Origin of the sequence: Streptococcus gordonii, from assembly GCF_001553855.1 — a bacterium.
Lineage (GTDB): Bacteria > Bacillota > Bacilli > Lactobacillales > Streptococcaceae > Streptococcus > Streptococcus gordonii.
In genome coordinates, this window is record NZ_LQWV01000034.1 from 44,796 (window position 1) to 69,087 (window position 24,292).

Annotated in this window: 28 protein-coding genes; 25 read left to right on the plus strand and 3 right to left on the minus strand. The window is 41.4% G+C overall.

Going from position 1 to position 24,292, the window contains the following annotated elements:
• Positions 1-64: 64 nt before the first annotated feature.
• Entirely contained in the window at positions 65-2,008 is a 1,944-nt protein-coding gene (gene mutL, locus AWH02_RS07075; RefSeq protein ID WP_060554247.1) for a DNA mismatch repair endonuclease MutL, read from the plus strand.
• Positions 2,009-2,044: 36 nt separating this feature from the next.
• Here the strand turns inward: mutL and AWH02_RS07080 are convergent, their stop codons facing one another.
• Positions 2,045-2,566, minus strand: coding sequence for an RDD family protein (locus AWH02_RS07080; RefSeq protein WP_060554246.1), 522 nt, complete (start codon positions 2,564-2,566; stop codon positions 2,045-2,047).
• On the minus strand, positions 2,550-3,053 hold the full coding sequence (locus tag AWH02_RS07085; RefSeq protein ID WP_060554245.1) for a helix-turn-helix domain-containing protein: 504 nt from the start codon (positions 3,051-3,053) through the stop codon (positions 2,550-2,552). Before AWH02_RS07085 ends, AWH02_RS07080 begins: the two co-directional genes overlap by 17 nt.
• Positions 3,054-3,222: 169 nt before the next feature.
• On the opposite strand from AWH02_RS07085, the gene ruvA reads away from it, so the two are divergent.
• Genes ruvA through AWH02_RS07100 form a run of 3 tightly spaced genes read left to right on the plus strand, consistent with a single transcriptional unit; the run spans position 3,223 to position 5,044 of the window.
• On the plus strand, positions 3,223-3,816 hold the full coding sequence (gene ruvA / locus AWH02_RS07090) for a Holliday junction branch migration protein RuvA (RefSeq protein WP_060554244.1): 594 nt from the start codon (positions 3,223-3,225) through the stop codon (positions 3,814-3,816).
• Positions 3,817-3,825: 9 nt separating this feature from the next.
• A complete protein-coding gene (locus AWH02_RS07095) occupies positions 3,826-4,380 on the plus strand; it encodes a DNA-3-methyladenine glycosylase I (RefSeq protein ID WP_060554243.1) in 555 nt (184 codons plus the stop codon).
• Between the two features lie 4 nt (positions 4,381-4,384).
• Positions 4,385-5,044 (plus strand): CPBP family intramembrane glutamic endopeptidase, encoded by a 660-nt coding sequence (locus AWH02_RS07100; protein WP_060554242.1) that lies wholly within the window; start codon positions 4,385-4,387, stop codon positions 5,042-5,044.
• A gap of 50 nt (positions 5,045-5,094) precedes the next feature.
• On the opposite strand, the gene AWH02_RS07105 is transcribed toward AWH02_RS07100, so the two are convergent.
• A complete protein-coding gene (locus AWH02_RS07105) occupies positions 5,095-5,505 on the minus strand; it encodes a helix-turn-helix domain-containing protein (protein WP_060554241.1) in 411 nt (136 codons plus the stop codon).
• Between the two features lie 269 nt (positions 5,506-5,774).
• Here AWH02_RS07105 and AWH02_RS07110 point away from each other — a divergent pair, with 269 nt between their 5' ends.
• The 21 genes from AWH02_RS07110 to AWH02_RS07200 all read left to right on the plus strand — a co-directional run bounded on the left by AWH02_RS07110 (position 5,775) and on the right by AWH02_RS07200 (position 24,288).
• Entirely contained in the window at positions 5,775-7,031 is a 1,257-nt protein-coding gene (locus AWH02_RS07110; protein WP_060554240.1) for a competence/damage-inducible protein A, read from the plus strand.
• A 58-nt stretch (positions 7,032-7,089) separates the two neighbouring features.
• A complete protein-coding gene (gene recA / locus AWH02_RS07115; RefSeq protein ID WP_060554239.1) occupies positions 7,090-8,241 on the plus strand; it encodes a recombinase RecA in 1,152 nt (383 codons plus the stop codon).
• An 86-nt stretch (positions 8,242-8,327) separates the two neighbouring features.
• A complete protein-coding gene (gene spx, locus AWH02_RS07120) occupies positions 8,328-8,726 on the plus strand; it encodes a transcriptional regulator Spx (protein WP_008809970.1) in 399 nt (132 codons plus the stop codon).
• Positions 8,727-8,871: 145 nt separating this feature from the next.
• Entirely contained in the window at positions 8,872-9,444 is a 573-nt protein-coding gene (locus tag AWH02_RS07125; RefSeq protein ID WP_060554238.1) for an SP0191 family lipoprotein, read from the plus strand.
• A 111-nt stretch (positions 9,445-9,555) separates the two neighbouring features.
• Entirely contained in the window at positions 9,556-9,822 is a 267-nt protein-coding gene (locus AWH02_RS07130) for an IreB family regulatory phosphoprotein (protein WP_008809968.1), read from the plus strand.
• A complete protein-coding gene (gene ruvX, locus AWH02_RS07135; protein ID WP_012131012.1) occupies positions 9,822-10,241 on the plus strand; it encodes a Holliday junction resolvase RuvX in 420 nt (139 codons plus the stop codon). Before AWH02_RS07130 ends, ruvX begins: the two co-directional genes overlap by 1 nt.
• 20 nt (positions 10,242-10,261) lie before the next feature.
• Positions 10,262-10,573 carry a DUF1292 domain-containing protein gene (locus AWH02_RS07140; protein ID WP_008809966.1) on the plus strand — a complete coding sequence of 104 codons (312 nt, stop codon included), beginning with the start codon at positions 10,262-10,264 and terminating at the stop codon, positions 10,571-10,573.
• Positions 10,574-10,824: 251 nt separating this feature from the next.
• Positions 10,825-12,063, plus strand: a complete 1,239-nt coding sequence (locus AWH02_RS07145) for a bifunctional folylpolyglutamate synthase/dihydrofolate synthase (RefSeq protein WP_060554237.1) — start codon at positions 10,825-10,827, stop codon at positions 12,061-12,063.
• A 107-nt stretch (positions 12,064-12,170) separates the two neighbouring features.
• The gene (locus tag AWH02_RS07150; RefSeq protein ID WP_045504636.1) at positions 12,171-12,653 is read left to right on the plus strand and encodes an SP_0198 family lipoprotein; all 483 of its coding nucleotides are present in this window, start codon (positions 12,171-12,173) and stop codon (positions 12,651-12,653) included.
• A gap of 146 nt (positions 12,654-12,799) precedes the next feature.
• Complete coding sequence (gene cls, locus AWH02_RS07155) at positions 12,800-14,305, plus strand: cardiolipin synthase (RefSeq protein ID WP_060554236.1); 1,506 nt, start codon at positions 12,800-12,802, stop codon at positions 14,303-14,305.
• Positions 14,306-14,402: 97 nt separating this feature from the next.
• Positions 14,403-14,546, plus strand: coding sequence for a hypothetical protein (locus AWH02_RS11010; RefSeq protein WP_155560588.1), 144 nt, complete (start codon positions 14,403-14,405; stop codon positions 14,544-14,546).
• Between the two features lie 89 nt (positions 14,547-14,635).
• Positions 14,636-16,207, plus strand: a complete 1,572-nt coding sequence (locus AWH02_RS07160) for a hypothetical protein (protein WP_060554235.1) — start codon at positions 14,636-14,638, stop codon at positions 16,205-16,207.
• A 109-nt stretch (positions 16,208-16,316) separates the two neighbouring features.
• Positions 16,317-18,521 carry an anaerobic ribonucleoside-triphosphate reductase gene (nrdD, locus tag AWH02_RS07165; RefSeq protein WP_060554234.1) on the plus strand — a complete coding sequence of 735 codons (2,205 nt, stop codon included), beginning with the start codon at positions 16,317-16,319 and terminating at the stop codon, positions 18,519-18,521.
• 81 nt (positions 18,522-18,602) lie between these two features.
• Positions 18,603-18,746 carry a hypothetical protein gene (locus tag AWH02_RS11075; RefSeq protein WP_008809960.1) on the plus strand — a complete coding sequence of 48 codons (144 nt, stop codon included), beginning with the start codon at positions 18,603-18,605 and terminating at the stop codon, positions 18,744-18,746.
• Positions 18,747-18,760: 14 nt separating this feature from the next.
• Positions 18,761-19,264: a GNAT family N-acetyltransferase gene (locus AWH02_RS07170; RefSeq protein WP_060554233.1), complete on the plus strand. Its 504-nt coding sequence runs from the start codon at positions 18,761-18,763 to the stop codon at positions 19,262-19,264.
• 9 nt (positions 19,265-19,273) lie between these two features.
• Complete coding sequence (locus AWH02_RS07175; RefSeq protein ID WP_060554232.1) at positions 19,274-19,792, plus strand: GNAT family N-acetyltransferase; 519 nt, start codon at positions 19,274-19,276, stop codon at positions 19,790-19,792.
• Positions 19,789-20,388 carry an anaerobic ribonucleoside-triphosphate reductase activating protein gene (nrdG, locus tag AWH02_RS07180; protein ID WP_045504624.1) on the plus strand — a complete coding sequence of 200 codons (600 nt, stop codon included), beginning with the start codon at positions 19,789-19,791 and terminating at the stop codon, positions 20,386-20,388. Before AWH02_RS07175 ends, nrdG begins: the two co-directional genes overlap by 4 nt.
• 273 nt (positions 20,389-20,661) lie before the next feature.
• Positions 20,662-22,122 (plus strand): LCP family glycopolymer transferase CpsA, encoded by a 1,461-nt coding sequence (gene cpsA / locus AWH02_RS07185; protein WP_060554231.1) that lies wholly within the window; start codon positions 20,662-20,664, stop codon positions 22,120-22,122.
• A 3-nt stretch (positions 22,123-22,125) separates the two neighbouring features.
• Positions 22,126-22,857, plus strand: a complete 732-nt coding sequence (cps4B, locus tag AWH02_RS07190) for a capsular polysaccharide biosynthesis protein Cps4B (protein WP_045634781.1) — start codon at positions 22,126-22,128, stop codon at positions 22,855-22,857.
• Positions 22,858-22,887: 30 nt separating this feature from the next.
• A complete protein-coding gene (locus tag AWH02_RS07195; protein ID WP_045634782.1) occupies positions 22,888-23,583 on the plus strand; it encodes a Wzz/FepE/Etk N-terminal domain-containing protein in 696 nt (231 codons plus the stop codon).
• Positions 23,584-23,592: 9 nt separating this feature from the next.
• Positions 23,593-24,288 (plus strand): tyrosine-protein kinase, encoded by a 696-nt coding sequence (locus tag AWH02_RS07200; RefSeq protein ID WP_046164514.1) that lies wholly within the window; start codon positions 23,593-23,595, stop codon positions 24,286-24,288.
• Positions 24,289-24,292 lie beyond the last annotated feature (4 nt).

Sequence of the window (24,292 nt, forward strand, 5' to 3'; positions counted from 1 at the left end):
CTGCCTTCTGATAGAAAGAGCCCAATGTGTTATAATAGATAGCAGAACAAATACGGAGAAAATGATGTCAAAAATTATCGAACTTCCAGAAATTCTAGCCAATCAGATTGCGGCCGGTGAGGTCATTGAGCGACCTAGCAGCGTGGTCAAGGAGCTGGTGGAAAATTCACTTGATGCGGGTGCTAGCCAAATTACCATTGAAATCGAGGAGGCCGGACTCAAGACTATCCAGGTGACGGATAATGGCGAGGGCATAGATCACGAAGATGTCCCTCTGGCCCTTCGCCGCCATGCTACCAGTAAAATCAAGAAACAGGCGGATCTCTTTCGGATTCGGACACTGGGTTTTCGCGGCGAGGCCATTCCTTCCATTGCTTCTGTCTCGCGTTTTACCATTGAGACTGCAACAGAAAATGGCCAGCACGGGACTTTGCTAGTTGCCCAAGGCGGTGAGATAGAAGAGCATGAGCCTACCAGCAGTCCGGTGGGAACGAAAATCAAGATTGAGGATCTCTTCTTTAATACTCCAGCCCGGCTCAAGTATATGAAGAGCCAGCAGGCTGAGCTGTCCCATATCGTTGATGTGATTAATCGGCTTAGTCTGGCCCATCCAGAAGTGGCTTTCACCCTTATTAGTGACGGTCGCGAAATGACACGGACTGCTGGCAGTGGTAATCTGCGTCAGGCTATTGCAGGCATCTATGGTTTGGCAACAGCTAAGAAAATGGTGGAAATATCTGCTTCAGATTTGGACTTTGAGGTGAGCGGCTATGTCAGTCTGCCTGAGTTGACTCGTGCGAACCGCAATTATATTACGATTCTCATCAACGGCCGTTACATTAAGAATTTCCTGCTCAATCGTGCTATTTTGGACGGCTACGGCAGCAAGCTTATGGTAGGTCGCTTTCCGCTAGCGGTCATCAATATTCAGATTGATCCTTACCTAGCCGATGTCAATGTCCATCCGACCAAGCAAGAGGTGCGGATTTCTAAAGAACGGGAACTCATGGCCTTGATTTCGCAAGCCATTGCGGCTAGTCTCAAGGAGCAGGACCTTATCCCAGATGCTTTGGAAAATCTAGCCAAATCAACTGTTAAGCGTGCGACTAAACCCGAACAGACCAGTCTTCCTCTGAAAGAAAATCGCCTCTACTACGATAAGGAGCGGAATGACTTCTTCCTCAAACCAGAGGTGGCAGAGCAGCAGTTATCCTTTGAAGAGTCAGCAAAGCCTATTCATGAAGCGACAGACGAAAAAGCAGAACCGCAACCGACTTCGGTCAAATTTGCAGAGAGAAAGCCGGCCAGCTATGACCAGTTAGACCATCCAGAGCTAGACCAGGTCAGTCTGGAGCGAGCTGTAGATAAGTTGGAACAAGAAGAGAAGTCAAGCTTCCCAGAGTTAGAATATTTCGGTCAGATGCATGGCACCTATCTCTTTGCTCAGGGCAAGGGTGGCCTTTACATTATTGACCAGCATGCTGCCCAAGAGCGGGTCAAGTATGAGTATTATCGGGAGAAGATTGGGGATGTGGATAATAGCCAACAGCAGCTCTTGGTGCCCTATATCTTTGAATTTCCAGCAGACGATATGCTGCGAATCAAGCAGCGGATGGAGCTGTTAGAAGATGCAGGCATCTTTTTAGAAGAGTACGGAGCTAACCAGTTTATCCTCCGTGAGCATCCGATTTGGTTCAAGGAAGAGGAGATTGAGGCCGGCATCTATGAGATGTGTGATATGCTTCTCTTGACCAAGGAAGTCTCCATCAAGAAATATCGAGCAGAGCTAGCTATTATGATGAGTTGCAAACGCTCCATCAAGGCCAATCACAGTCTGGATGACTACTCTGCGCGTGACTTGCTCTTTCAGCTGTCCCAGTGTGACAATCCTTATAACTGCCCACACGGCCGGCCGGTCTTGGTTAACTTTACCAAGTCGGATATAGAAAAAATGTTCCGCCGCATTCAGGAAAATCATACTAGCCTACGGGAGTTGGGGAAATACTAAACTCTGATAGAAGAGAAAACAGCTCTAGTTATAGAACTAGAGCTGTTTTTGATGTTTGAGCTGAGCTTGCGTTCCAGCAAGCAAATCAGCTGGATGGCGTTTGTCCTTGCGAAGCAGTCCCATCAGCAGAAAAATCAAGAAGAGAATCCCTGCTAAAGTTGACAAGAAAATTGACAGAGCATCTGCTTGATAAGCACTACGGATAGCTCCCATATGTCCAAGTTGCCAAGGAAAAAACTTGATAGCAGAGCGCAAAAGGCTGTGAGCAAAGCTCCTATGCTTGTAAACCAACTGTAAACCTGCCCAGCGCTTGCCAAAACTACCTTTTCGATAGTCGAGCCAAGCAAAGATGATAGTTAGAGGCAGGACGGAGGTAGAAAAAGCCAGAAGTTGGCTCTGGACTTCAGTGAATGCAGGAATGCCTCCTAAAACCAGATAGTAAAAACCCATAGCTAGTAAAAAAAGAGCAATGAGGTAGCCTGAGATGAAGAGCCAGTCTCCAATCAGCTCTTTCAGACGAGTTTTGACAGGTATGGGATTATCAGTTTTTAGTTTCATCTTGAGCCCCTTCTTTCTTAGAATCATCAAGCCCGATAACCTTGTCCAAATACTTTTTCTTAATCTTTAACGCCTTGTTAATAGCTACTGCTGATGCGATCAAGAGGAAGAAGGCCAACCAGACCAGGGCAGTGAATTTTGCTGGAAAGCTAGAACCTGCGAAAAAGAGAAAAATAGCCAGGGCTGAGACAAAAATATACAAAACCTGCCAGAAGCCATAAGATTTCACTTCCTTGTAGTAGCGGTTCTTTTCGTCTTCTGAGAGGACGGGTTTTATTTCTGGTTTGTCACTTTCTTCTAAAAGCAGATAATCTGTCGTCACCTGGAAAATCTTGCTCAGCTCTACAATTTTTTCCAGCTCTGGCAGTGCTAGGCCAGATTCCCACTTGGAAATGCTCTGGCGAGAGACATTGATTTGTTCAGCTAGCTTTTCTTGTGACCAGCCTTTTTCTTTTCTTAGTTCAAATAATTTATCAGCGAGTTTCATTGTGACAGCCTCCTTTTCTTTGCTAACTCTATCCTAACAGCTTTTAGTTATCTTGAGAATACAGCTTCCTGTACATTTTGTCAACCAATAGTTGCACTTCTGTTTGCAGTTTCCAGACAGAAAATATGGTATACTAGATAGGCAAAATGATACAAAAAGAAGGAAGATTATGTACGAATATTTTAAAGGAATTATCAGTAAAATTACAGCTAAATACATCGTATTGGAAGTCAACTCTATCGGCTATATTCTTCATGTGGCCAACCCCTATGCTTATTCAGGGCATCTTCATCAGGAAGCCAAGGTCTATGTTCACCAGGTGGTGAGAGAAGATGCGGAGCTGCTGTATGGTTTTGCGACTGAGGAGGAGAAGCAACTCTTTCTCAGCTTGATTTCAGTCTCAGGTATTGGCCCAGTGTCTGCCCTGGCTATCATTGCTGCAGATGATAATGCTGGCTTGGTACAAGCTATTGAGCAAAAAAACATCACCTACCTAACCAAGTTTCCTAAGATTGGTAAGAAAACAGCCCAGCAGATGGTGCTAGACTTGGAAGGTAAGGTGGTAATAGCTGGTGACGATCTTTCTGCCAAGGCTACAGTGCAAGCTAGCAATGAAAACCAAGAACTGGAAGAAGCCATGGAAGCCATGCTGGCTCTGGGTTACAAGGCTGCTGAGCTAAAGAAAATAAAGAAATTCTTTGAAGGAACGACGGATACAGCAGAAAACTATATCAAGTCTGCTCTTAAGATGTTGGTGAAATAGGAGAAAGCTATGACCAAACGCTGCGGCTGGGTAAAAATGAACAACCCCTTGTATGTAGCCTATCATGATGAGGAGTGGGGCAAGCCCCTCCATGATGATCAGAAATTATTTGAATTGCTCTGCATGGAGACCTATCAGGCTGGACTTTCTTGGGAGACCATTCTGAATAAACGTCAGGCTTTTCGGGAAGCTTTTCATTTCTATGATGCCCAGAAAATTGCTCAGATGACGGATGCGGATCTGGATGATTTGTTGGGCAATCCCGACATCATCCGTAACAAGATGAAAATTTATGCAACTAGGGCTAATGCCCAAGCTTTTTTGGCTGTTCAAAAGCAGTTTGGCTCTTTTAACGACTATATCTGGTCCTTTGTCGAGTTCAAAACGATTGACAATCAAATTACGAACTACAAGGAAGCACCTACTAAGACAGAGCTGTCAGAAACTATGTCCAAGGCGCTGAAAAAGCAAGGCTTCAAATTTGTCGGTCCAGTTTGTGTCTATTCATTCTTAGAAGCAGCTGGCCTTATCAATGACCATGAAAATGATTGTGATTGGAAGTAGAACAATGAAAACAAGAAAAATTCTCCTCATTTTTATTACCCTCTATACTATTTTGTTTCTAGGTAGAGGCTTGCAGCTGATTGGAATAAATTGGTTGATTTACCCAGTTTATTTCCTTTTATTTATTTTGGGAATCTTAGCTTATCGGGAAGAATTAAAGGAGCAGCTAGCCTTGATTCTGACTAAAAAGAAGGAATTTCTAAAAACGATTTCCTTGTATATGGTCTTTGTTTTCCTCCTGTCCATTGCCTGCAACTTTCTTTCAGCCTTCATCAAGTATAGTCTGGGCTTGCCACTGCAGGGGCAGAATGATGCCAATATTCAAGGTGCCTTGTTGAAAAATCCCTTTCTAATCTTGGTTTTCGGTTCCTTTATCGGGCCGTTCGTTGAAGAGTTTTTCTTCCGCCGCTTTTTCCTAGGCACTTTCTTGGCAAAATTCTCCAACTGGCTAGGTATTGTGTTGACAACCATTCTATTTGCCACCCTTCATATGCACAGCTGGGCCTTATCAGAGTGGGTGACAGCTATTTCCTATATTGCCGCAGGTCTTCTTTTCTCGCTCTTGTATCTGAGAAAGGACAAAAATATCTGGTATCCAATTACCCTCCATTGTTGTAACAATATCATTGCTTTCATCATTACCTTATTGACCATAAATAAATGAAAACCTAGAAGTTCTAGACCTCTAGGTTTTTTGTTGTTCTCTATATCTCCTCATTCTTCCTTCTGCATCCAAATCTTTTCCTTGATAAAGATGCGCAGTTCATAGAATAGCATAAAGAGGGTGGAGATGAGGAAGCCAGCCATAAAGATATGGTGGAAGTAGGCAAAGACACCAATATAAACCAAGATGGAAAAAAGGTAGAGGATGACTAAATAATGCCATTTCTTGGCCTTGCTGTCTTCGATGACCTTTTTCTCCAAACGCCCGTCCTCCTTGATGAGTGTGTCCAGGCTGATATCAAATTCCCGACTGATAGCGATGAGATTTCCAATTTCAGGGATACCTTTTTCGCTTTCCCAGCGAGCAATGGCAGAGCGGGAAACCTTGAGCCTTTCCGCCAAGGCCTCCTGAGTGAGTTGATTTTGTTGACGAATGTCTTTGAGAACTTGTGAAATTTTCATGATGATCTCCTTTCTTCAAATAAAATTATTTAGATGATTTCCTTTTTTCATCTTTATTATAAAAATAATGAAACCATTTGCCAATAGCATTTCCCTAACAATCCAGTTATTCTCCATAACAGATAACTTCCCAAAAGTTTTCCACAACATGTTGACAAGTCTGTCAAGCAAGTTGACAAACTATTTAACTTCTTAAAATGAAAATCAACTTTTTTGCTTGTTTTTGTGATAAAATAAAGCCAATTCCGAATAGTAAGGTAGGAGGTTTTATGAAAGCAGAAATTATTGCTGTGGGCACCGAGATTCTGACAGGTCAGATTGTCAATACCAATGCCCAATTTTTATCTGAGAAACTGGCTAGTCTGGGGATTGATGTCTATTTTCAGACAGCTGTAGGGGACAATGAAAATCGTCTCCTCTCTATCCTAGAGATTGCAAAAGGACGTAGTAATCTAATTATCTTGACAGGAGGCTTGGGGCCAACAGAGGATGATTTGACCAAGCAGACCTTGGCTAAGTTTTTAGGTCGAGAGTTGAGTTTTGACCCTGATGCTGTGGAAAAGTTGGATCGTTTTTTTGCCAGCCGACCTGATTATGCTCGAACGCCCAACAATGAGCGTCAGGCTCAGCTGGTTGAAGGCTCAACTCCGTTACCAAATGCGACTGGTTTAGCTGTTGGTGGTTTAATAGAAGTTGATGGGGTGACTTATGTAGTTCTGCCTGGTCCGCCTAGCGAGCTCAAACCTATGGTCAATAACGAGTTGGTTCCCCTCTTATCCACAGGTCAAAAACTATACTCACGAGTGTTACGCTTCTTTGGTATCGGCGAGAGTCAGCTAGTGACTATTTTGTCAGAGATGATTGATCAGCAAAGTGACCCTACCATTGCTCCTTATGCAAAGACGGGGGAGGTTACGCTACGACTGTCCACCAAGGCCTTGAGTCAGGCAGAAGCTGACGCCAAGTTTGAGGCTGTGGAAAAGGAAATTTTGTCACATAAGACTTTTGAAGACCAGTCTCTGTCAGAGATTTTCTATGGTTATGGGGATGACAATTCCTTGGCTCAGGTGGCTTTTGACTTGCTAAAGGGTCAAGGAAAGACGATTTCAGCAGCAGAGAGTCTGACAGCAGGTCTCTTCCAAGCAACCTTGGCAGATTTTGCTGGAGCTTCAGCTATTTTTTCAGGTGGCTTCGTCACCTATAGCATGGAGGAAAAGAGCCGGATGCTGGACATTCCGCTGGGAGAGCTGGAGGGACATGGGGTTGTTTCAGCTTTTACGGCTGGGAAAATGGCAGAGCAGGCTAGAAAGCTGACCGAAAGCGACTTGGCTGTCAGTCTGACAGGTGTGGCTGGACCAGATTCACTAGAAGATCATCCAGCTGGAACTGTTTTTATTGGCTTGGCTAGTGCTGCAGGAACGGAAACTATTAAGGTCAATATTGCTGGACGTAGCCGGCGAGATGTACGAAAAATCGCTGTTCTGCACGCCTTTAACCTAGTGCGAAAGACTTTATTAAATAGTTAATTTTTGGTATAATTAAAAGATAGCCAAAAGATATTTTTAGAAAAAATAGGAGAAATTAATGGCAAAGAAACAAAAGAATCTAGATGATATTACAAAAAAATTTGGAGACGAGCGCCAAAAAGCTTTGGACAACGCCCTGAAGAACATTGAAAAGGACTTTGGTAAGGGAGCGATTATGCGTCTGGGCGAGCGAGCAGAACAAAAGGTTCAAGTCATGAGTTCAGGTTCTTTGGCCTTGGATATCGCCCTTGGTGCTGGTGGTTATCCGAAGGGAAGAATCATTGAAATCTATGGCCCGGAATCTTCTGGTAAGACAACCGTGGCTCTTCATGCTGTTGCTCAAGCACAAAAAGAAGGCGGAATCGCAGCCTTTATCGATGCTGAGCATGCTTTGGACCCGTCTTATGCAGCAGCATTGGGTGTGAATATCGATGAGCTCTTGCTGTCTCAGCCTGATTCTGGGGAGCAAGGTTTAGAAATTGCTGGGAAATTGATTGATTCAGGTGCAGTTGACTTGGTAGTTATTGACTCAGTTGCAGCCTTGGTGCCACGTGCTGAAATTGATGGAGATATTGGAGATAGTCATGTTGGCTTGCAGGCTCGTATGATGAGCCAGGCGATGCGTAAATTATCTGCATCTATCAACAAAACAAAGACGATTGCGATTTTCATTAACCAGCTGCGTGAAAAAGTTGGCGTAATGTTTGGGAATCCTGAAACAACACCAGGTGGTCGTGCCTTGAAATTCTATGCTTCTGTCCGTTTGGACGTTCGTGGAAATACTCAAATCAAGGGGACTGGTGATGCGAAAGATACAAATGTTGGTAAAGAAACCAAAATTAAAGTTGTAAAAAATAAAGTAGCTCCGCCATTCAAGGAAGCTTTTGTGGAAATCATGTATGGAGAAGGTATTTCTAAGACAGGAGAGCTGATTAAGATTGCAACTGACTTAGATATCATCAAAAAAGCAGGTGCTTGGTATTCTTATAATGATGAGAAGATTGGTCAAGGTTCTGAAAATGCCAAGAAATATTTGGCTGATCACCCAGAAGTCTTTGACGAAATTGACCGTCAAGTCCGTGTCCGTTTTGGCTTGATCGAAGACGATCAAGAAGGAGAAGCAACTGCGACTGAAACTGCAGGAAAAATCACTGAAAACATTGAAGAAGTAACTCTTGAACTAGATGATGCTATAGAGATCGAGGAATAATTTTTCCAAAATAGGTCGCAAGACCGATGGTTTTTATGGTATAATAGACTACGATAGTAGTATCGGGTAGTGAAAGGAGTCCTTACATGATTACAATTTACACAGTTTCAAGTTGTACAAGCTGTAAGAAAGCAAAGACCTGGCTTAATGCCCATCAATTAACTTATAAAGAACAAAACCTCGGTAAAGAGGGAATCACAAAAGAAGAAATTTTAGATATTTTGACCAAAACTGAAAATGGCGTTGCGAGCATTGTCTCTTCTAAAAATCGCTATGCAAAAGGTCTTGGTGTTGATATTGAAGATTTGAGTGTGAGTGAAGTGATTGATATTATCATGGAAACCCCACGTATCTTGAAAAGCCCTATCTTGGTTGACGATAAACGTCTCCAAGTAGGCTATAAAGAAGATGACATTCGTGCTTTTCTTCCACGTTCTGTTCGTAACGTTGAAAATGCAGAGGCGCGTTTGAGAGCAGCTCTATAAATAGCCCATTATAAAGAAAAAGGAGTCTGAACAAGCCGATTTGCTAGTAATAGTGAATGGGCGGGTTTTCAGACCTTTTTTACTTTACGAATCTAGCATTGACAGGAGTTATGAGTGTGGTAAAATAGGCGTAGGAGGCTAAAAAATGAAAAAGATAGTGCTATTGTTAGGCCTTGTTTTACTTACACTGACGGCCTGCGGTCAGAAAAAATCACATACTGCTTCGTCCGCTTCAACTTCTGAGGATAAGTTGGATACAACCTTGCCGATTATTTCAAATGCGGAAAAGAACACAGTAGTAACAAAGACCTTGACCTTTCCAAAAACTGAGAATGGCACACAGCAAAAGCAGGTAGTGACTTATAAAGACGAGCAATTTTTAAGTTTAAGTATAGAGCAGGTTAGTCCAAATGCGGATGATTTAAAGCAAGCGATAAAGGAATATGGTGTAGAAGAAGCTCAAGCAGTACTCAATAGATCCTTGGAAGCAGATGAACATTATCGACAAGTAAAGGATTTGCCAGGTTTCTCTATGTCCTTACAGATTTTAAATGAGAATGAGCTCAAGCGTGTGACTAATCTGGATTTTCAAACCTTGGATGTAGATAAGGCTGCAGAAACAGAATATTTAAAAGCTTTAAAGCTAAAAGAACTGCTGAAGATGAATCCAGCTCAGTATGTTGAAAATCAACTTTTGAATGGCGCAAAAGAAGAATAGTAGAAGACCGTCATTTTTGCTTATTTTATGGGCTGATATTGATTTGTAACATTTGTGAAAAGATCTGAAATATGGTATAATAATAATATTCTAACGAAAGAGGGTGTAATTGTGGGATTTACAGATGAAACAGTACGTTTTAATCTCGACGATTCAAATAAAAAAGAGATTAGCGAAACGTTGACGGATGTTTATACATCGCTGAATGAAAAAGGCTACAATCCAATCAATCAAATCGTTGGGTATGTTCTCAGTGGGGATCCTGCGTACGTACCTCGTTATAACAATGCTCGCAATCAGATTCGCAAATATGAACGAGATGAAATTGTTGAAGAATTGGTTCGTTATTATTTGAAAGGGCAGGGCATCGATCTTTAATGAGAATTATGGGATTGGATGTGGGCTCTAAAACAGTGGGAGTAGCTATTAGTGATCCGCTTGGCTTTACAGCTCAGGGTTTGGAAATTATCCAGATCAATGAAGATCAGGAAGAGTTTGGTTTTGAGCGCCTTGGTGAGCTTGTTGCTGAATACAAGGTTGATAAGTTTGTCATCGGTCTTCCTAAAAATATGAATAATACTAGCGGTCCCCGTGTAGAAGCCAGTCAGGCCTACGGAGCTAAAGTAACAGAGTTGTTTGGCTTGCCTGTTGAGTATCAAGATGAGCGCTTAACAACAGTGGCAGCAGAGCGAATGCTGATTGAGCAAGCAGATGTTAGCCGGAACAAACGCAAGAAAGTGATTGATAAATTAGCGGCCCAGCTGATTTTGCAGAATTATTTAGATAGAAATTATTAGAAAGATTGAGGGAGATGAATATGGCACATGATCATAACCATGACCACGAACATGAAGAGCGCGAATTGATTACTTTGGTGGATGAGCAAGGCAATGAAACCTTGTTTGAAATTCTCTTGACCATTGACGGTATGGAAGAATTTGGAAAAAATTATGTACTTCTTGTACCAGCTAATGCTGAAGAAGATGAAAATGGTGAAGTTGAAATTCAAGCATACTCATTCACAGAAAATGAAGATGGAACTGAAGGTGACCTTCAGCCTATTCCAGAAGATGCTGAAGAAGAATGGAATATGATTGAAGAAGTTTTCAACAGCTTCATGGAAGAGTAAGAGTATTTCAGTCTTTGTCAAATAAAAAAGCAAGGCAAATCTAGAGACTGCCTCAGTTCGCTCAATGAGCGAGGCTGGTTTAGATGTTCTGGATAGATTAATTTTTGTTCTGGTTAAAAGGGACGAATACTTAAATTTGTTAAACAGATAGTTTATTGTTAACTCGGAGTCTCAAACGTAAGCTATATGATTAATTGAAAAAAGAGAGCTGGTTGATCATTCACTCGGCTCTCTTTTTACTAGGAGTAAAGATGGAGAAGATAGAAAACTGGCTGGACAGCCGAATTGGGCTAAATTTTCGAACAGGGCTTGGGAGAATGGAGCAGGCAATCCGTTTGCTTGGTCATCCAGAAAAAGCCTACCCAACGATTCATGTAACTGGAACGAATGGGAAAGGATCAACGGTGGCCTTTTTGCAGAACTTATTTGATCAACATCAAAAGAAAGTTGGGACTTTTACCTCACCTCATAGGGAAACTGTTCATGATCGGATTTGCTTAAATGGGAAGCCGATTTCGGAGAGTGATTTCTCTAGGTTGGGTGAGCAAGTGCGCAAGATGGAGCAAAACGCACTGTTGCCCCAGGATCAACTTTCTTATTTTGAAATCCTCAGTTTAATCGCCTTTTTGTATTTTGCAGAGCAAGAGGTGGATGTGGCCTTGATTGAGGTGGGGATAGGTGGTTTGCTAGATACAACGAATGTCATCACAGGAAGTGTCTCAGTCATTACATCGATTGGCCTTGATCATCAGGAGACCTTGGGAGCGACACTTGAGGAGATTGCAGAGCAAAAAGCAGGGATTTTTAAAGTGGGCAGTCCTGCTGTTATCGGTCCTTTGCCAGAAGTTGCACGACAAGTTTGTCGAGAGCGGGCAAAGGAGTTGAATATCGACTTATATGAGTATGGCCAAGATTTTTCTCTCGAAAACAAGGAACTTCGGGCTCGTGACTTCTCCTGGCTAGATGTAGAACTGGGCTTGTCGGGGACCTACCAAGAAGAAAATGCGGCTGTGGCTGTGGAAGCTTTTCTTTTATTTATGGAGCGTCAGTCATGGAATCTAGATCTGAGTTTAGTAAAAAAAGCTTTGGCTCAAACTAGCTGGGCAGGTCGTTTGGAAAAAGTCTGCGATGGCATTTATTTAGATGGAGCCCATAATCTTCCTGCAGTTGAGCGCTTGGTCGAGTTTATTAAGCAAGAAAAGGACAAAGAAGTTTTGATCTTGTTTGGGGCTTTAAAGCGAAAAGATTATTCGGAAATGCTTCATTATTTGCAAGAGGAACTACCTCAGGCAAGTTTATTTCTGACTAGTTTTTCATATGGTGAAACAATAGGCGAGCAAGAAGCAGGGCAACTTCCTTTTATCAGGGATTATAGAAATTTTCTAAAAGACTACCAGCAGGATGATAATCCTCATCGTTTATTGTTTGTAACTGGGTCTCTCTATTTCATTGCGGAGGTACGTCAATTTTTAAAAGGAGAGATAGATTGACGGCTGGAAAAGGTCTTTGTTATAATGAAAATGGAACTAGCAAAAAGTAGGCAAAACATACTTCTGTGCCAGCTCTAAAACCCCCTATGATTAAAGGAGGAAGGATTATGACTTTTTCAAAAAAAGCGACGATTTTATCCCTAACAGCTATAGTAGCTCTTGCTTTGGCAGCTTGTAGCAATGGCAATAGTCAAACACAGCCATCTCAAACCAGTCAAGCTTCAAACTCTTCGGCATCTTCAAGTTCGACGTCAACTTCAACTTCTGCTTCAAGTTCAAGTAGTGCAACGACTTCGACCTCTTCTTCGTCAGCAACAACCGCTGCAAGTACAGAATTGGACGGAACCTATACAGCTACGCATGAAGGCGATCAATTGACCTTAACGATTTCATCTGGTAAAGGAACTTTAACTACCTTGGAGAGAGATGGTGAGAAAGAAATCGAACAAGTCGAAATTGATAGCACAAATCAGCGAATGATTATTGGAGACGATGTTCATCGCTACTATATCAATGGCAATCAGCTGACTGTTGAAGATATTGATCAAGAGCAGGATCAAGATGACACAATTGTCTTCACTAAACAATAAGGCTTCACAAGACTGGGGTACCCAGTCTTGTTTTTTTATATCTATCAGAAGACTAGTCTGTTTTTGCTTGATTTATTGGGAAGGCCCCGCTATACTTAAATATAAGAAAATTGAGGAGTGGGTGTGTGAGAAAGTTTCGCTTATTGATGTCAAAATATGGTTTCAGCATCATTGTCATGCTATTGGAACTCTTCTTTGTGTTTTGGCTTTTCTTTTATTTAGGTGAAATCAATAAGGATTTATGGATTCTTGTAGTCACCTTATTAACAGTTGGGACGATTTTCTCGATTGTCAATCGTTCTATGACACCTGAAAGCAAAGTAACCTGGCTTTTGGTTACTTTTATTCCAGTTGTAGGGCCTCTGATTTATCTCATGTTTGGCGAACGCAGGCTATCTCGGAAAGAAATGAAGCAGTTGCGTAGCATGGATTCCATGAAGTTTCGTGAGGACAATAGTTATGAGCTGAGATTGGATCTGAAAAAGAAAAACAAATCAGCTTTTGGGATAGTTAAATCCTTGCTTAGTATGGACCATAATGCGGATGTTTACGATGGGACTGCTTCTCAGTATTTTGCCTTGGGAGAAGAGATGTATGCTGCTATTTTAGAAGACCTGAAATCAGCAGAAAAATTCATCTTTCTGGAATATTATATTATCGAAGAAGGTAAGATGTGGAATAGTATTCTGGAGGTTCTGAAGGAAAAGGCTGCTCAAGGAGTAGAAATCAAGCTTCTCTATGATGACATCGGCTGTATGGCGACTTTACCAGGAGATTATACAGAAACTTTACGTTCCTTTGGGATTGATGCACATAAGTTCAATAAGGTGATTCCGCGTATGACGGTGGCCTACAACAACCGAGATCATCGTAAAATTCTTGTGATTGATGGTCAGATTGGCTACACGGGTGGTATCAATATGGCTGACGAATACATTAATCATATTGTCCGCTTCGGCCATTGGAAAGATGGTGGGATTCGTTTAGATGGTCGGGCCGTTAAGGCGCTGACCAGGCTTTTTCTAATGAATTGGTACATCAACCGAGGTGAAATTACGGATTTTGATAAGTATCATTTAGAAAACAAAGCAGTAGAAGGCGAGGGGCTCTATATTCCATATGGGAGCGGTCCTAAGCCTATGTACCGAACACAGGTCGGGAAAAATGTTTACCAGAATATTATCAGTCAGGCAACGGACTATGTCTATATCACCAGTCCTTATTTGATTATCGACTATGACTTAACAGAAAATATAAAAAACGCTGCCATGCGGGGAGTGGATGTTCGGATTGTCACGCCTTATATTACAGATAAGAAGCTTATTCAACCGATCACAAGAGGATCTTATCGTGAGCTTTTAGAGGCCGGTGTGCGTATTTACGAATACACACCGGGATTTGTCCACAGTAAGAATGTGATTGCAGACGATGAACTAGCAGTAGTAGGCACCATAAACTTTGATTATCGTAGCTTGGTCCATCACTATGAGAATGCTGTGCTTTTATATAAAGTACCTGCTTTAGCAGACATAAAAGCAGATTTTGAAAGTATCTTTGAGGTGTCAACAGAGGTACATGACGGTGTCTTTAAATCTACTTGGTACCAAAATCTTCTGAAAGAGATCGTTCAGCTTTTTGCGCCAATGCTTTGATCATGATAAACCTAATGAGAAGGATTTGTTTTACTCTATTGAGGGTAAAAATTTCCTTCTCATTTTTTTACGAATAAAAAAGTAAAAGGAATTTTTTATGAAATTAGAGTTTGTTCAAAGAAAGGCAGAAAGGCCGTTTTCAAAAATCTACCTAAGATTTCGGGAATTAGAAACCTTGGCAAAGTCTAAAGCGACCAAAGACAAGCAGGCCTTAAAGCTAGAAGTAGAATCTGCCAAGTAGGCTAATCTTTTGAGAGGTGTGTAAAAGGAAAACTGACAGACAGAAGACTTTTTGATATACTAGTAAAGACTATATTGAGGAGAGTTATTATGTTTGATGAATTCGACAATCAAGAGGCAGAAGTGCAACCTGAAGCGAAAATAGAAGAAAAAAAAGAACAAGAAATTCAGCCAGAAGAAGCGAAAGCAGGAGTACAACTTCAAGAAGAAAGCTTGAAGCCTGCGAGCATTCCTTTTGGGCATTTGCTACTCTGGAGTTTCATAGCTAGCTTCTTCAGCGTGGCCAATCCCTTATTTACCTCATTGGCGACAAATCTACAGACGCAAAATCTATATGCCGGCTGGGCAATGACCCAGGGCCAAGTGGCTTACGGTCAATTTTATGGTACGAGTGGCATGTTGTATTATGTGATAGCATGGTTAGGGAATCTCTTTATGGGAAGTCTTCTTTTTGCTGTCCTGCAATTTTTAGCGCTTTTTATAGCTGGGATTTTCCTTTTTCAGTTTATCTATCAAATGACTGGAAAAAAGGTTCTAGCGCAGCAACTGCTTCCGCTTTTTTATCTCTTGGTCATAACTCTTGGTTTTGGTGGCCTCTATGCAAGTATTTTTGTCCTTCCTTTTATTATGTGGAGCCTAAATTTCTTAGCTCGCTATGTCAATGATCGAGTGGGGGATAATGGTTTCATCTTGCTGGGAGCTATTGGAGCCTTGGCTTTCATGGTGGATCCATTCACTAGTATTGTCTTCTATGGTTTGGTTTTTCTTGTTTGGACCATTTTTCATATTGCCCGTAAACGCTTGGCCCGAGGATTTTATCAATTTTTAGCTAGTTTACTTGGTTTTTCACTGGTCTTTTATCCGCTGGGATATTACACTGTTTGGAAGGGAACTTTTGGTGTAGCAATTAGCCAAGTGACGTACAGCTTTGAAAGTTTAGGATTACAAGTATCCGATCTTCCTACTTTACTCATAATGGGCGGCCTGTTTGTTGGTCTTGGTTTCTTAACAGCCTTGGTTATGGGAATGGTATCTTTGGTAGAGAAAAATGCAAAACCTTTCCGATATTTGGGGGGGTTAGGAATTTTAACTCTGCTCCTAGTCAATATCTTTCTGCCAAGTCAGGGAAATTTCCAGTTATTGCCTATGATTCCTTTTGTGATGATTCTCTTGGCGATGTGGTTTAACAAGAATTTTTCAGAGGGACGTCATACGAGAAAAAGGCGGACTCCTTCTATTTGGAAAAATTATTTTGTTGGAAATTTATTTTTACCTGTGTTAGCGATGGCCTTTTTAGTCGCATCACCAGTTGTTCAACGCTATCTATTAGCTGGTGAAGAAGAAGCAGAACGTGCTGTGGTTAGCAAGTATATCCGTGAGGAGTCAGCTAAGGACGATAAAATCTATGCTTGGGACAGCACAGCTAGCCTCTACCAATCAACTGGCCGTCTGTCTGCGGCAACCATCTTAAGTCCTAAGTTATACTTAGATACCGAAGAGAATAAGATTTTATTAGGAAATCAGCTAGATGCGAATCTACCACGCTATATTGTGGTCAATAAAAAAGTTCCTCTACTAGGGAAAGTAAAAAAAATAATATCTTCAAATTATAAGAAAATTGGCCTAGATACTAGCCAGTTCAAGCTTTACGAGCTCAAATAACATTATCAATATCTTGTGTTTTAATTAAAAAAATTAAAAATATTACACAAGATATTGATTTTTTATTTTATAGTGTTATAATGAGTCATGTACGATTGGAGGATAGGAAATGATTACTTTAAGAGAAGAAACAGTGACCTGTATTCCTAATATTTATGTAGTTAAACGCGATTGCCGGCGCGTGAATTTTGACGTTGACAAGATTTATAAAGCCTTGGTCAAAGCGGCCTGTGAAGTGACGCCCATGTCTCCTTTGCTTGAAGCCAAGCTTGAAGGAATTACGGAGAAGATTGTTGCTGAAATCACTCATCGTTTTTCTCAGGATGTGAAGATTTATGAAATCCAAAACATCGTTGAGCATGAGCTTTTGAACGCCAATGAATATGCTATTGCCAAGGCCTATATCTCGTATCGAACTCAGCGTGACTTTGATCGTTCTCAGGCAACCGATATTAATTTTACTATTGACAAATTGCTCAATAAAGACCAAACAGTGGTCAATGAAAATGCCAACAAAGACAGTGATGTCTTTAACACCCAACGGGATTTAACTGCTGGGATTGTTGGCAAGTCCATCGGTCTTAAGATGCTACCTCCTCACGTAGCCAATGCCCATCAAAAGGGCGATATTCACTACCATGATTTGGATTATAGCCCTTATACACCAATGACCAACTGCTGCTTGATTGATTTTAAGGGTATGCTGAAAAATGGCTTCAAGATTGGAAATGCCGAAGTAGAGAGTCCTAAGTCTATTCAGACTGCGACAGCTCAAATCTCGCAGATTATTGCCAATGTAGCTTCTAGTCAGTATGGAGGCTGTTCAGCTGACCGAATCGATGAAGTCTTAGCTCCTTATGCAGAACTCAATTACGAGAAGCATTTACGAGATGCCAAGGACTGGGTGCTAGCTGATAAAAGAGCTGATTACGCTTGGGAAAAAACAAAAAAAGATATTTATGATGCTATGCAGTCCTTAGAGTATGAGATTAACACGCTTTTTACCTCTAATGGACAAACCCCCTTCACTTCTTTAGGATTTGGTTTGGGAACCAATCGCTTTGAACGCGAGATTCAAAAATCAATTCTTAACATCCGTATCAAGGGCTTGGGAAGTGAACATCGGACGGCTATCTTTCCTAAGTTGATTTTCACTCTTAAGCGTGGCCTTAATTTAGAGCCTGGAAGTCCCAACTACGATATCAAACAGCTGGCACTAGAATGTGCGACGAAACGGATGTATCCAGATGTCCTTTCTTATGATAAAATCATTGATTTGACTGGCTCTTTCAAGGTTCCGATGGGTTGCCGTTCTTTTCTTCAAGGTTGGAAGGATGAGAATGGTGAAGAAGTCAATTCCGGCCGTATGAATCTGGGAGTTGTGACTGTCAATCTACCTCGGATTGCACTGGAAGCTGAAGGAGATAAGGATAAATTCTGGTCCTTATTCGCTGAGCGGATGGCAATTGCTAAGGATGCTTTGGTCTATCGGGTAGAGCGAACCAAGGAAGCAACACCTGCTAATGCTCCAATCTTGTATCAATACGGTGCTTTTGGTAAACGCTTGGGCAAATATGATCAAGTCGACCTGCTCTTTACTCACCGCAGAGCAACAGTTTCACTTGGTTATATCGGTCTTTACGAAGTTGCAACTGCCTTTTATGGTGGAGAGTGGGAAGATAATCCAGAAGCCAAAGAATTTACAGTGGATATTGTCAAAGAGATGAAGCGTTTAGTTGGTGAATGGTCAGACGAATACGACTATCATTTCTCTGTTTATTCGACTCCATCTGAAAGCTTGACTGACCGTTTCTGCCGGTTGGATACTGAGAAGTTTGGGCTTGTCCCAGATATTACAGACAAGGAATACTATACCAACTCTTTCCACTACGATGTGCGTAAAAATCCAACACCTTTTGAAAAATTGGACTTTGAAAAAATTTATCCAGAAGTGGGAGCCTCAGGTGGTTTTATCCACTACTGTGAATATCCTGTCTTGCAACAAAATCCAAAAGCCTTGGAAGCTGTTTGGGACTATGCTTATGACCGGGTTGGTTACTTAGGAACAAATACGCCAATTGACCGCTGTTACAAGTGCGACTTTGAGGGAGACTTCACACCGACTGAGCGTGGTTTCACCTGTCCAAACTGTGGCAATAGTGATCCTAAAACTGTTGATGTAGTTAAGCGGACCTGTGGTTATCTAGGAAATCCGCAAGCTCGTCCGATGGTTAATGGCCGTCACAAAGAGATTTCTGCTCGGGTTAAGCATATGAATGGATCGACTATTAAATTTTCAGGAAATGAAAACTGATTGAAACTAAATAAGAAGCGGGAGTGATACAGAACATCCGTGTGATGTATCGCTCTTTTTCATTAATCATTAGGAGAAAAAATGGGAAAATATCAACTAGACGATAAAGGTAAGGCTCAAGTGAGACGTTTTCATGAAAAACATTCTACAGGAGCTAGCAACAAAAAGGCGCGAGTGACTAGTCTGCGGGAGCAATTTCTGGCAAAGGCTAGCAAGAAGAAGTAAAGTATGGTAGAAAAATGGATGTAGAATTAAGGAAACCAAGACTAGAGGATAAGACCACTATTTTGGAAATGTTAGCAGATTTTGAAGCGACTTGTGGCCGGCATGACGGCTTCTTTGGCGGAGCTGATTTTGTCTACGAGGATTGGCTGGAAACCATTCAGCTGGCAGAAGCCGGGCTAGGTTTGCCAGAAGGTTTTGTACCTTACATTCAGCTTGTGGCTTTTACTGCGGATGGTCAGGCTGTGGGCTTTCTTAATTTGCGTTTGCAGCTCAATGACTATCTGCTCCAAGAAGGTGGGCACATTGGTTACAGTATTCGTCCGTCTGCGCGTGGGAAAGGATTGGCAAAAGAGCAGCTACGACAAGGCTTGCAAGTAGCCAAAAGTAAAAATATAAAACGAGCTCTGGTGACCTGCAATAGGGATAATGCTGCCAGCCGAGGTGTGATTCTTGCTAACGGTGGAGTATTAGAGGATATTCGAGGTGGGAAAGAGCGTTATTGGATTGATATAGATTGAGGAAAGCCTATGAAGTTACGACGACCAACTTTGGAAGATAAAGACGCTATTTTAGAGATGATTGCTGAATTTGATGCTGCGAAGTCTTATATGCATGGTGGTGTGGGCTCCACTTGGAAGCGGGCTGAGAATTATGAGGATTGGTTAAAGATTGTAGAGCAGCAGGAGGATGCTGAAAATCTGCCAGAAGGATGGGTACCAGCAATTCAGTTTATCTCAGTTGACGAGGGAAACCGTCCTCTAGGCTTCCTGGCATTGCGTCTCTTGTTAAATGAAAAACTCTTTGTTGAGGGTGGGCATATTGGCTATTCAATTCGACCGGGGGAACGAGGCAGGGGCTATGGGCAGGAGCAACTGCATTTGGGCCTTATAGAGGCGAAGAGAGCTGGTTTGGATTTTGCTCTGATTACCTGCGATGAAGAAAACGAAGCTAGCCGGCGAACGATTCTTGCTAATGGTGGCGTCTATGACAATACCATTCAAGGAAGCGAGCGCTACTGGATAGAGCTAGATGGAGAAGTGGCATGAACAATCCCAAACCCCAAGAATGGAAAAGCGAGGAGCTGAGTAAGGGTCGCATCATTGACTATAAAGCTTTTAACTTTGTGGATGGCGAAGGTGTCCGTAACTCCCTCTATGTCAGTGGCTGTATGTTTCACTGTGAGGGCTGCTACAATGCAGCAACCTGGTCCTTCAACGCTGGGATTCCCTATACCCAAGAGCTGGAGGAGCAGATCATGAAGGACCTGGCGGAGCCTTATGTACAAGGGCTGACCCTTCTAGGCGGCGAGCCTTTTCTCAATACAGGTATTCTCCTACCCTTGGTCAAGCGGATTCGGAGAGAGCTTCCGGACAAGGATATCTGGTCCTGGACGGGCTACACCTGGGAGGAGATGATGCTGGAAACGGAGGATAAGCTGGAGTTGCTGAGTCTGATTGATATTCTGGTGGACGGCCGTTTTGACCTTACCAAGAAGAATCTCATGTTACAGTTTCGTGGATCTTCCAATCAGCGCATTATAGATGTGCAGAAGTCCCTTCAGTCTGGACAAGTTGTCATCTGGGACAAGCTGAATGATGGGAAAGAAAGTTTTGAACAAGTTGATCGGGATGGCCTCATCTGATCATGGTCAACTAGATCAAAGATGCCCTATGATATAATTTTAAAAATGGTCCCTAGTAACAGGAACCATTTTTTGTAAACAAATCCTTGAGACTTCTATAAAATACTCTATATTTATGCACTTTGCTTTTTTTCTTAAGTTAATAAAAGATAAAGAAGAATTGCTTTGGATCTTTACTATGATTTCTTAAAAATTTCTTAAAAATAGGGCAGAATCTAAATATTTTTGTGATATAATAGGATGGAGTAATTATGTATAGGAAGTGTTTTTAGCATGTCTCGTAGAAAAAGCAATGGAACTACCGCTAAATCAAGACGTTTTAAAATCTTAAATGTTAGTTTATTCATCATTTATGTTTTATTAATCTCTGTCTTGATAGTTTATATATTCAGGTATAATATTTTAGCTTTTCGTTATTTGAATATTATTTCAACCTTTGTGATGATACTAGTAGCAGTTCTAGCTGCTCTTTTCATTTGGTTTAATAAGGCTCGGATTTTTACAACAGTATTATTGGTTCTGTCCTTGCTGATTGGGTCAGGAACCATGTACGCTGTCAAGGAAATGGTGGACCTGTCTACTGGTTTGAATTCTACCTCTAACTATTCTGAGTATGAAATGAGCGTTGTAGTAGCAGCGGACAGCGACATTAAAGATATAAAAAAAGTAACCAATGTTTTAGCTCCAACCAATAATGATGGTGAAAACATTGCAGCCTTAACAGATGAACTAGCCAAGACCAAGAAAGTCCAATTGACAGTGGGCTCAGCGAGCTCTTATCTGGCAGCTTATAAGTCCTTGCTTGCTGGAGAGACAAAAGCTATTGTTATCAATAGTGTATTTGAGGATACCCTACGAAGTGAAGATCCTGACTATGCTTCCAAAGTTAAAAAGTTGTATTCTTACAAATTAACGAAAAAGGTTGAGACTGCAACTAAGAAGCATGATGTTAATGCAGATGTCTTTAATATCTATGTCAGCGGGATTGATACCTATGGAGGTATATCATCTGTCTCTCGTTCGGATGTGAACATCATTATGACAGTTAACCGTAAGACCAAGCGCGTGCTTTTGACAACCACACCGCGTGACGCCTATGTACCTATTGCGGATGGTGGTGCGGATCAGCCTGATAAACTGACCCATGCGGGTATTTATGGTATAGATGCTTCGGTTCATACTCTAGAGAAACTTTATGGTATCGATATTCAGTATTATGTACGTTTGAATTTCACTTCCTTCCTCAAATTGATTGACCTTTTGGGTGGTGTTGATGTGTATAACGATCAAGAATTCACAAGCCGTCATGGAAATTACCACTTTAAGGTTGGAGATGTTCATCTCAATTCTGAGCAAGCTCTGGGCTTTGTCAGGGAACGGTATTCATTAACGGGTGGTGATAACGACCGCGGTAAGAACCAGGAAAAAGTCATCGCTGCTGTTATTAAGAAGCTGACCTCAACGGATGCTCTGAAGAATTACAATAGTATTATTTCAGGTTTACAAGATTCTGTTCAGACAAATATGAGCTTAGAAACCATGATGAATCTTGTGAATACCCAGTTGGAAACAGGTGGGAACTATACAGTTACGTCACAAGCTTTGACTGGAAATGGAACAACTGGTCTGCCTTCATATGCTATGCCAGAAGCCGCCCTTTATATGCTGGAAGTTGATCCGGCAAGCCTGGATCAAATGAAGTCTGAAATTCAGACCGTTATGGAAGGGAAGTAAGCCATGATTGATATTCATTCACATATCGTTTTTGATGTTGATGATGGTCCAAAGACAATAGAAGATAGCAGGGCCTTGCTGGAAGAAAGCTACCGTCAAGGGGTGCGAACAATCATTTCAACTTCTCATCGTCGGAAAGGGATGTTTGAGACTCCAGAAGCAAAAATTGAAGAAAACTTCAAACAAGTCCAGGAACTGGCTAAAGAAATTGCGGATGATTTGACTATTCTTTACGGGGCTGAAATATATTATACAAGTGATATTTTGGATAAGCTGGAGCAAGGAAAGATTCCACGCTTGGCAGATAGTCAGTATGCTTTAATTGAATTCAGTATGATCACGCCTTACAAGGAAATTCATACAGCTCTGAGCAACGTTTTACGCTTGGGCGTTACACCTGTTGTGGCTCATATTGAGCGCTATCATTGTTTGGAAAATGATGAAAAGAAGGTACGCGACTTGATTAATATGGGTTGTTACACCCAGATTAATAGTTCGAGTGTTTTAAAACCAAAGCTGTTTGGAGACACTTATAAATTCATGAAAAAAAGGGCCCAGTTCTTTCTGGAGAAAGATCTGGTTCATTTCGTGGCCAGTGACATGCACAATTTGAATCCACGACCGCCTTATATGCAAGAGGCCTACCAAATCATCTCCAAGAAGTATGGGAAATCTCATGCGGAGCAGTTGTTTAGAAAAAATCAGGAATTATTGCTAAGAAGTGAATACATATAAGCTTCGCTCTTAGTATAGAGGAAAAGGAACATGAATAAAGAAAATCAACTAGTCGAAATTGACGTACTGTCTTTGATCAAGACAGTATGGAAAAGAAAGTTTATCATTCTGTTGATAGCGTTAGTGGCAGCTGTCTTAGCTTTGGGTTATAGCCTTTTTATTGCTAAGCCCTCTTATCAAAGTACGACACGGATTTACGTTGTCAACCGTCAGCAGACAGATAATAACACTCTGACCAACCAAGACCTACAAGCAGGATCCTACCTGGTTAAGGACTATAAGGAAATCATTTTATCGCAGGATGTATTGTCTACGGTTATTTCAGAATTAAAACTACCTGGGACAACAGCTGAATTAAGCAAGTCTGTAAGTGTTTCGGTGCCTACAGATACACGGATTGTGTCCATCACTGTCAAAAATAGCGATCCTAACCAAGCTAGCCGAATCGCCAACACCTTGCGCGAAGTGGCAGCTGAAAAAATCATTGCCGTTACTAAGGTTTCAGATGTAACAACCTTAGAAGAGGCAGAAGTTCCAAAATCACCATCTTCTCCAAATATTCGCCGGAATGTCATGCTCAGTTTTTTTGCTGGAGTGATTGTAATGGTCATTATCGTAGTGTTTGTCGAAGTTTTAGATGATCGGGTTAAGAAACCAGAAGATATAGAAGAAGTGATGGGCTTATCCTTGTTAGGAGTCGTCCCAGATATGAGAAAACTGAAATAAGGAGTCGTTATGCCAGTATTAGAATTATCAAATAATAAAAAACAATCTATTCAGAAAACTGAAGAATATTACAACGCTCTTAGGACAAATATTCAGTTAAGTGGAGAAGATATTAAGATTGTGGCTGTCACTTCAGTTCAACCAAATGAGGGTAAATCCACAACTTCTACAAATCTTGCTATTGCTTTTGCAAGAGCTGGATATACTACACTCTTGATTGATGCTGATATCCGAAACTCAATCATGTCAGGGGTGTTTAAATCAAAAGAAAGAATTACTGGATTGACAGATTATTTGGTGGGGAAAAATGATTTGTCACAAGGATTGTGTGAGACTGATGTACCTAATCTCTTTGTCATTGAGTCAGGACAATCGTCACCAAACCCAACGGCGCTTCTACAAAGCAAAAACTTTGATGAAATGATGAACATATTACGTCGTCATTATGATTATATTATTGTAGACACGCCACCTATTGGTTTAGTAATTGATGCAGCTATTATTTCACAAAAATGTGATGCAAGTTTATTGGTTGCTGAGGCAGGGTCAGTGAAACGTAAGGCACTTCAAAAATCTAAGGAGCAGTTAGAGCAGACAGGGACTCCTTTCTTGGGAGTTGTATTAAACAAATATGACGTGTCGGGAGATCGTTATGGAGTTTACGGTGCTTATGGGAATTATGGTGCTTACGGGAAAAAACATTAAAAAT

Bases quoted from the DNA above. Each gene is read 5' to 3' on its own strand.
- ruvA (WP_060554244.1), top strand. From the start codon at position 3,223: ATGTACGAATATTTTAAAGGAATTATCAGTAAAATTACAGCTAAATAC.
- AWH02_RS07095 (WP_060554243.1), top strand. From the start codon at position 3,826: ATGACCAAACGCTGCGGCTGGGTAAAAATGAACAACCCCTTGTATGTA.
- AWH02_RS07195 (WP_045634782.1), top strand. From the start codon at position 22,888: ATGAATAAAGAAAATCAACTAGTCGAAATTGACGTACTGTCTTTGATC.
- ruvX (WP_012131012.1), top strand. From the start codon at position 9,822: ATGAGAATTATGGGATTGGATGTGGGCTCTAAAACAGTGGGAGTAGCT.
- AWH02_RS07145 (WP_060554237.1), top strand. From the start codon at position 10,825: ATGGAGAAGATAGAAAACTGGCTGGACAGCCGAATTGGGCTAAATTTT.
- AWH02_RS07160 (WP_060554235.1), top strand. From the start codon at position 14,636: ATGTTTGATGAATTCGACAATCAAGAGGCAGAAGTGCAACCTGAAGCG.
- AWH02_RS11075 (WP_008809960.1), top strand. From the start codon at position 18,603: ATGGGAAAATATCAACTAGACGATAAAGGTAAGGCTCAAGTGAGACGT.
- AWH02_RS07100 (WP_060554242.1), top strand. From the start codon at position 4,385: ATGAAAACAAGAAAAATTCTCCTCATTTTTATTACCCTCTATACTATT.
- AWH02_RS07110 (WP_060554240.1), top strand. From the start codon at position 5,775: ATGAAAGCAGAAATTATTGCTGTGGGCACCGAGATTCTGACAGGTCAG.
- AWH02_RS07080 (WP_060554246.1), bottom strand. From the start codon at position 2,566: ATGAAACTAAAAACTGATAATCCCATACCTGTCAAAACTCGTCTGAAA.
- AWH02_RS07170 (WP_060554233.1), top strand. From the start codon at position 18,761: ATGGATGTAGAATTAAGGAAACCAAGACTAGAGGATAAGACCACTATT.
- AWH02_RS07125 (WP_060554238.1), top strand. From the start codon at position 8,872: ATGAAAAAGATAGTGCTATTGTTAGGCCTTGTTTTACTTACACTGACG.
- AWH02_RS11010 (WP_155560588.1), top strand. From the start codon at position 14,403: ATGAAATTAGAGTTTGTTCAAAGAAAGGCAGAAAGGCCGTTTTCAAAA.
- AWH02_RS07085 (WP_060554245.1), bottom strand. From the start codon at position 3,053: ATGAAACTCGCTGATAAATTATTTGAACTAAGAAAAGAAAAAGGCTGG.
- AWH02_RS07150 (WP_045504636.1), top strand. From the start codon at position 12,171: ATGACTTTTTCAAAAAAAGCGACGATTTTATCCCTAACAGCTATAGTA.
- cpsA (WP_060554231.1), top strand. From the start codon at position 20,662: ATGTCTCGTAGAAAAAGCAATGGAACTACCGCTAAATCAAGACGTTTT.
- AWH02_RS07140 (WP_008809966.1), top strand. From the start codon at position 10,262: ATGGCACATGATCATAACCATGACCACGAACATGAAGAGCGCGAATTG.
- mutL (WP_060554247.1), top strand. From the start codon at position 65: ATGTCAAAAATTATCGAACTTCCAGAAATTCTAGCCAATCAGATTGCG.
- cps4B (WP_045634781.1), top strand. From the start codon at position 22,126: ATGATTGATATTCATTCACATATCGTTTTTGATGTTGATGATGGTCCA.
- nrdG (WP_045504624.1), top strand. From the start codon at position 19,789: ATGAACAATCCCAAACCCCAAGAATGGAAAAGCGAGGAGCTGAGTAAG.
- cls (WP_060554236.1), top strand. From the start codon at position 12,800: ATGTCAAAATATGGTTTCAGCATCATTGTCATGCTATTGGAACTCTTC.
- AWH02_RS07175 (WP_060554232.1), top strand. From the start codon at position 19,274: ATGAAGTTACGACGACCAACTTTGGAAGATAAAGACGCTATTTTAGAG.
- spx (WP_008809970.1), top strand. From the start codon at position 8,328: ATGATTACAATTTACACAGTTTCAAGTTGTACAAGCTGTAAGAAAGCA.
- AWH02_RS07105 (WP_060554241.1), bottom strand. From the start codon at position 5,505: ATGAAAATTTCACAAGTTCTCAAAGACATTCGTCAACAAAATCAACTC.
- nrdD (WP_060554234.1), top strand. From the start codon at position 16,317: ATGATTACTTTAAGAGAAGAAACAGTGACCTGTATTCCTAATATTTAT.
- AWH02_RS07200 (WP_046164514.1), top strand. From the start codon at position 23,593: ATGCCAGTATTAGAATTATCAAATAATAAAAAACAATCTATTCAGAAA.
- recA (WP_060554239.1), top strand. From the start codon at position 7,090: ATGGCAAAGAAACAAAAGAATCTAGATGATATTACAAAAAAATTTGGA.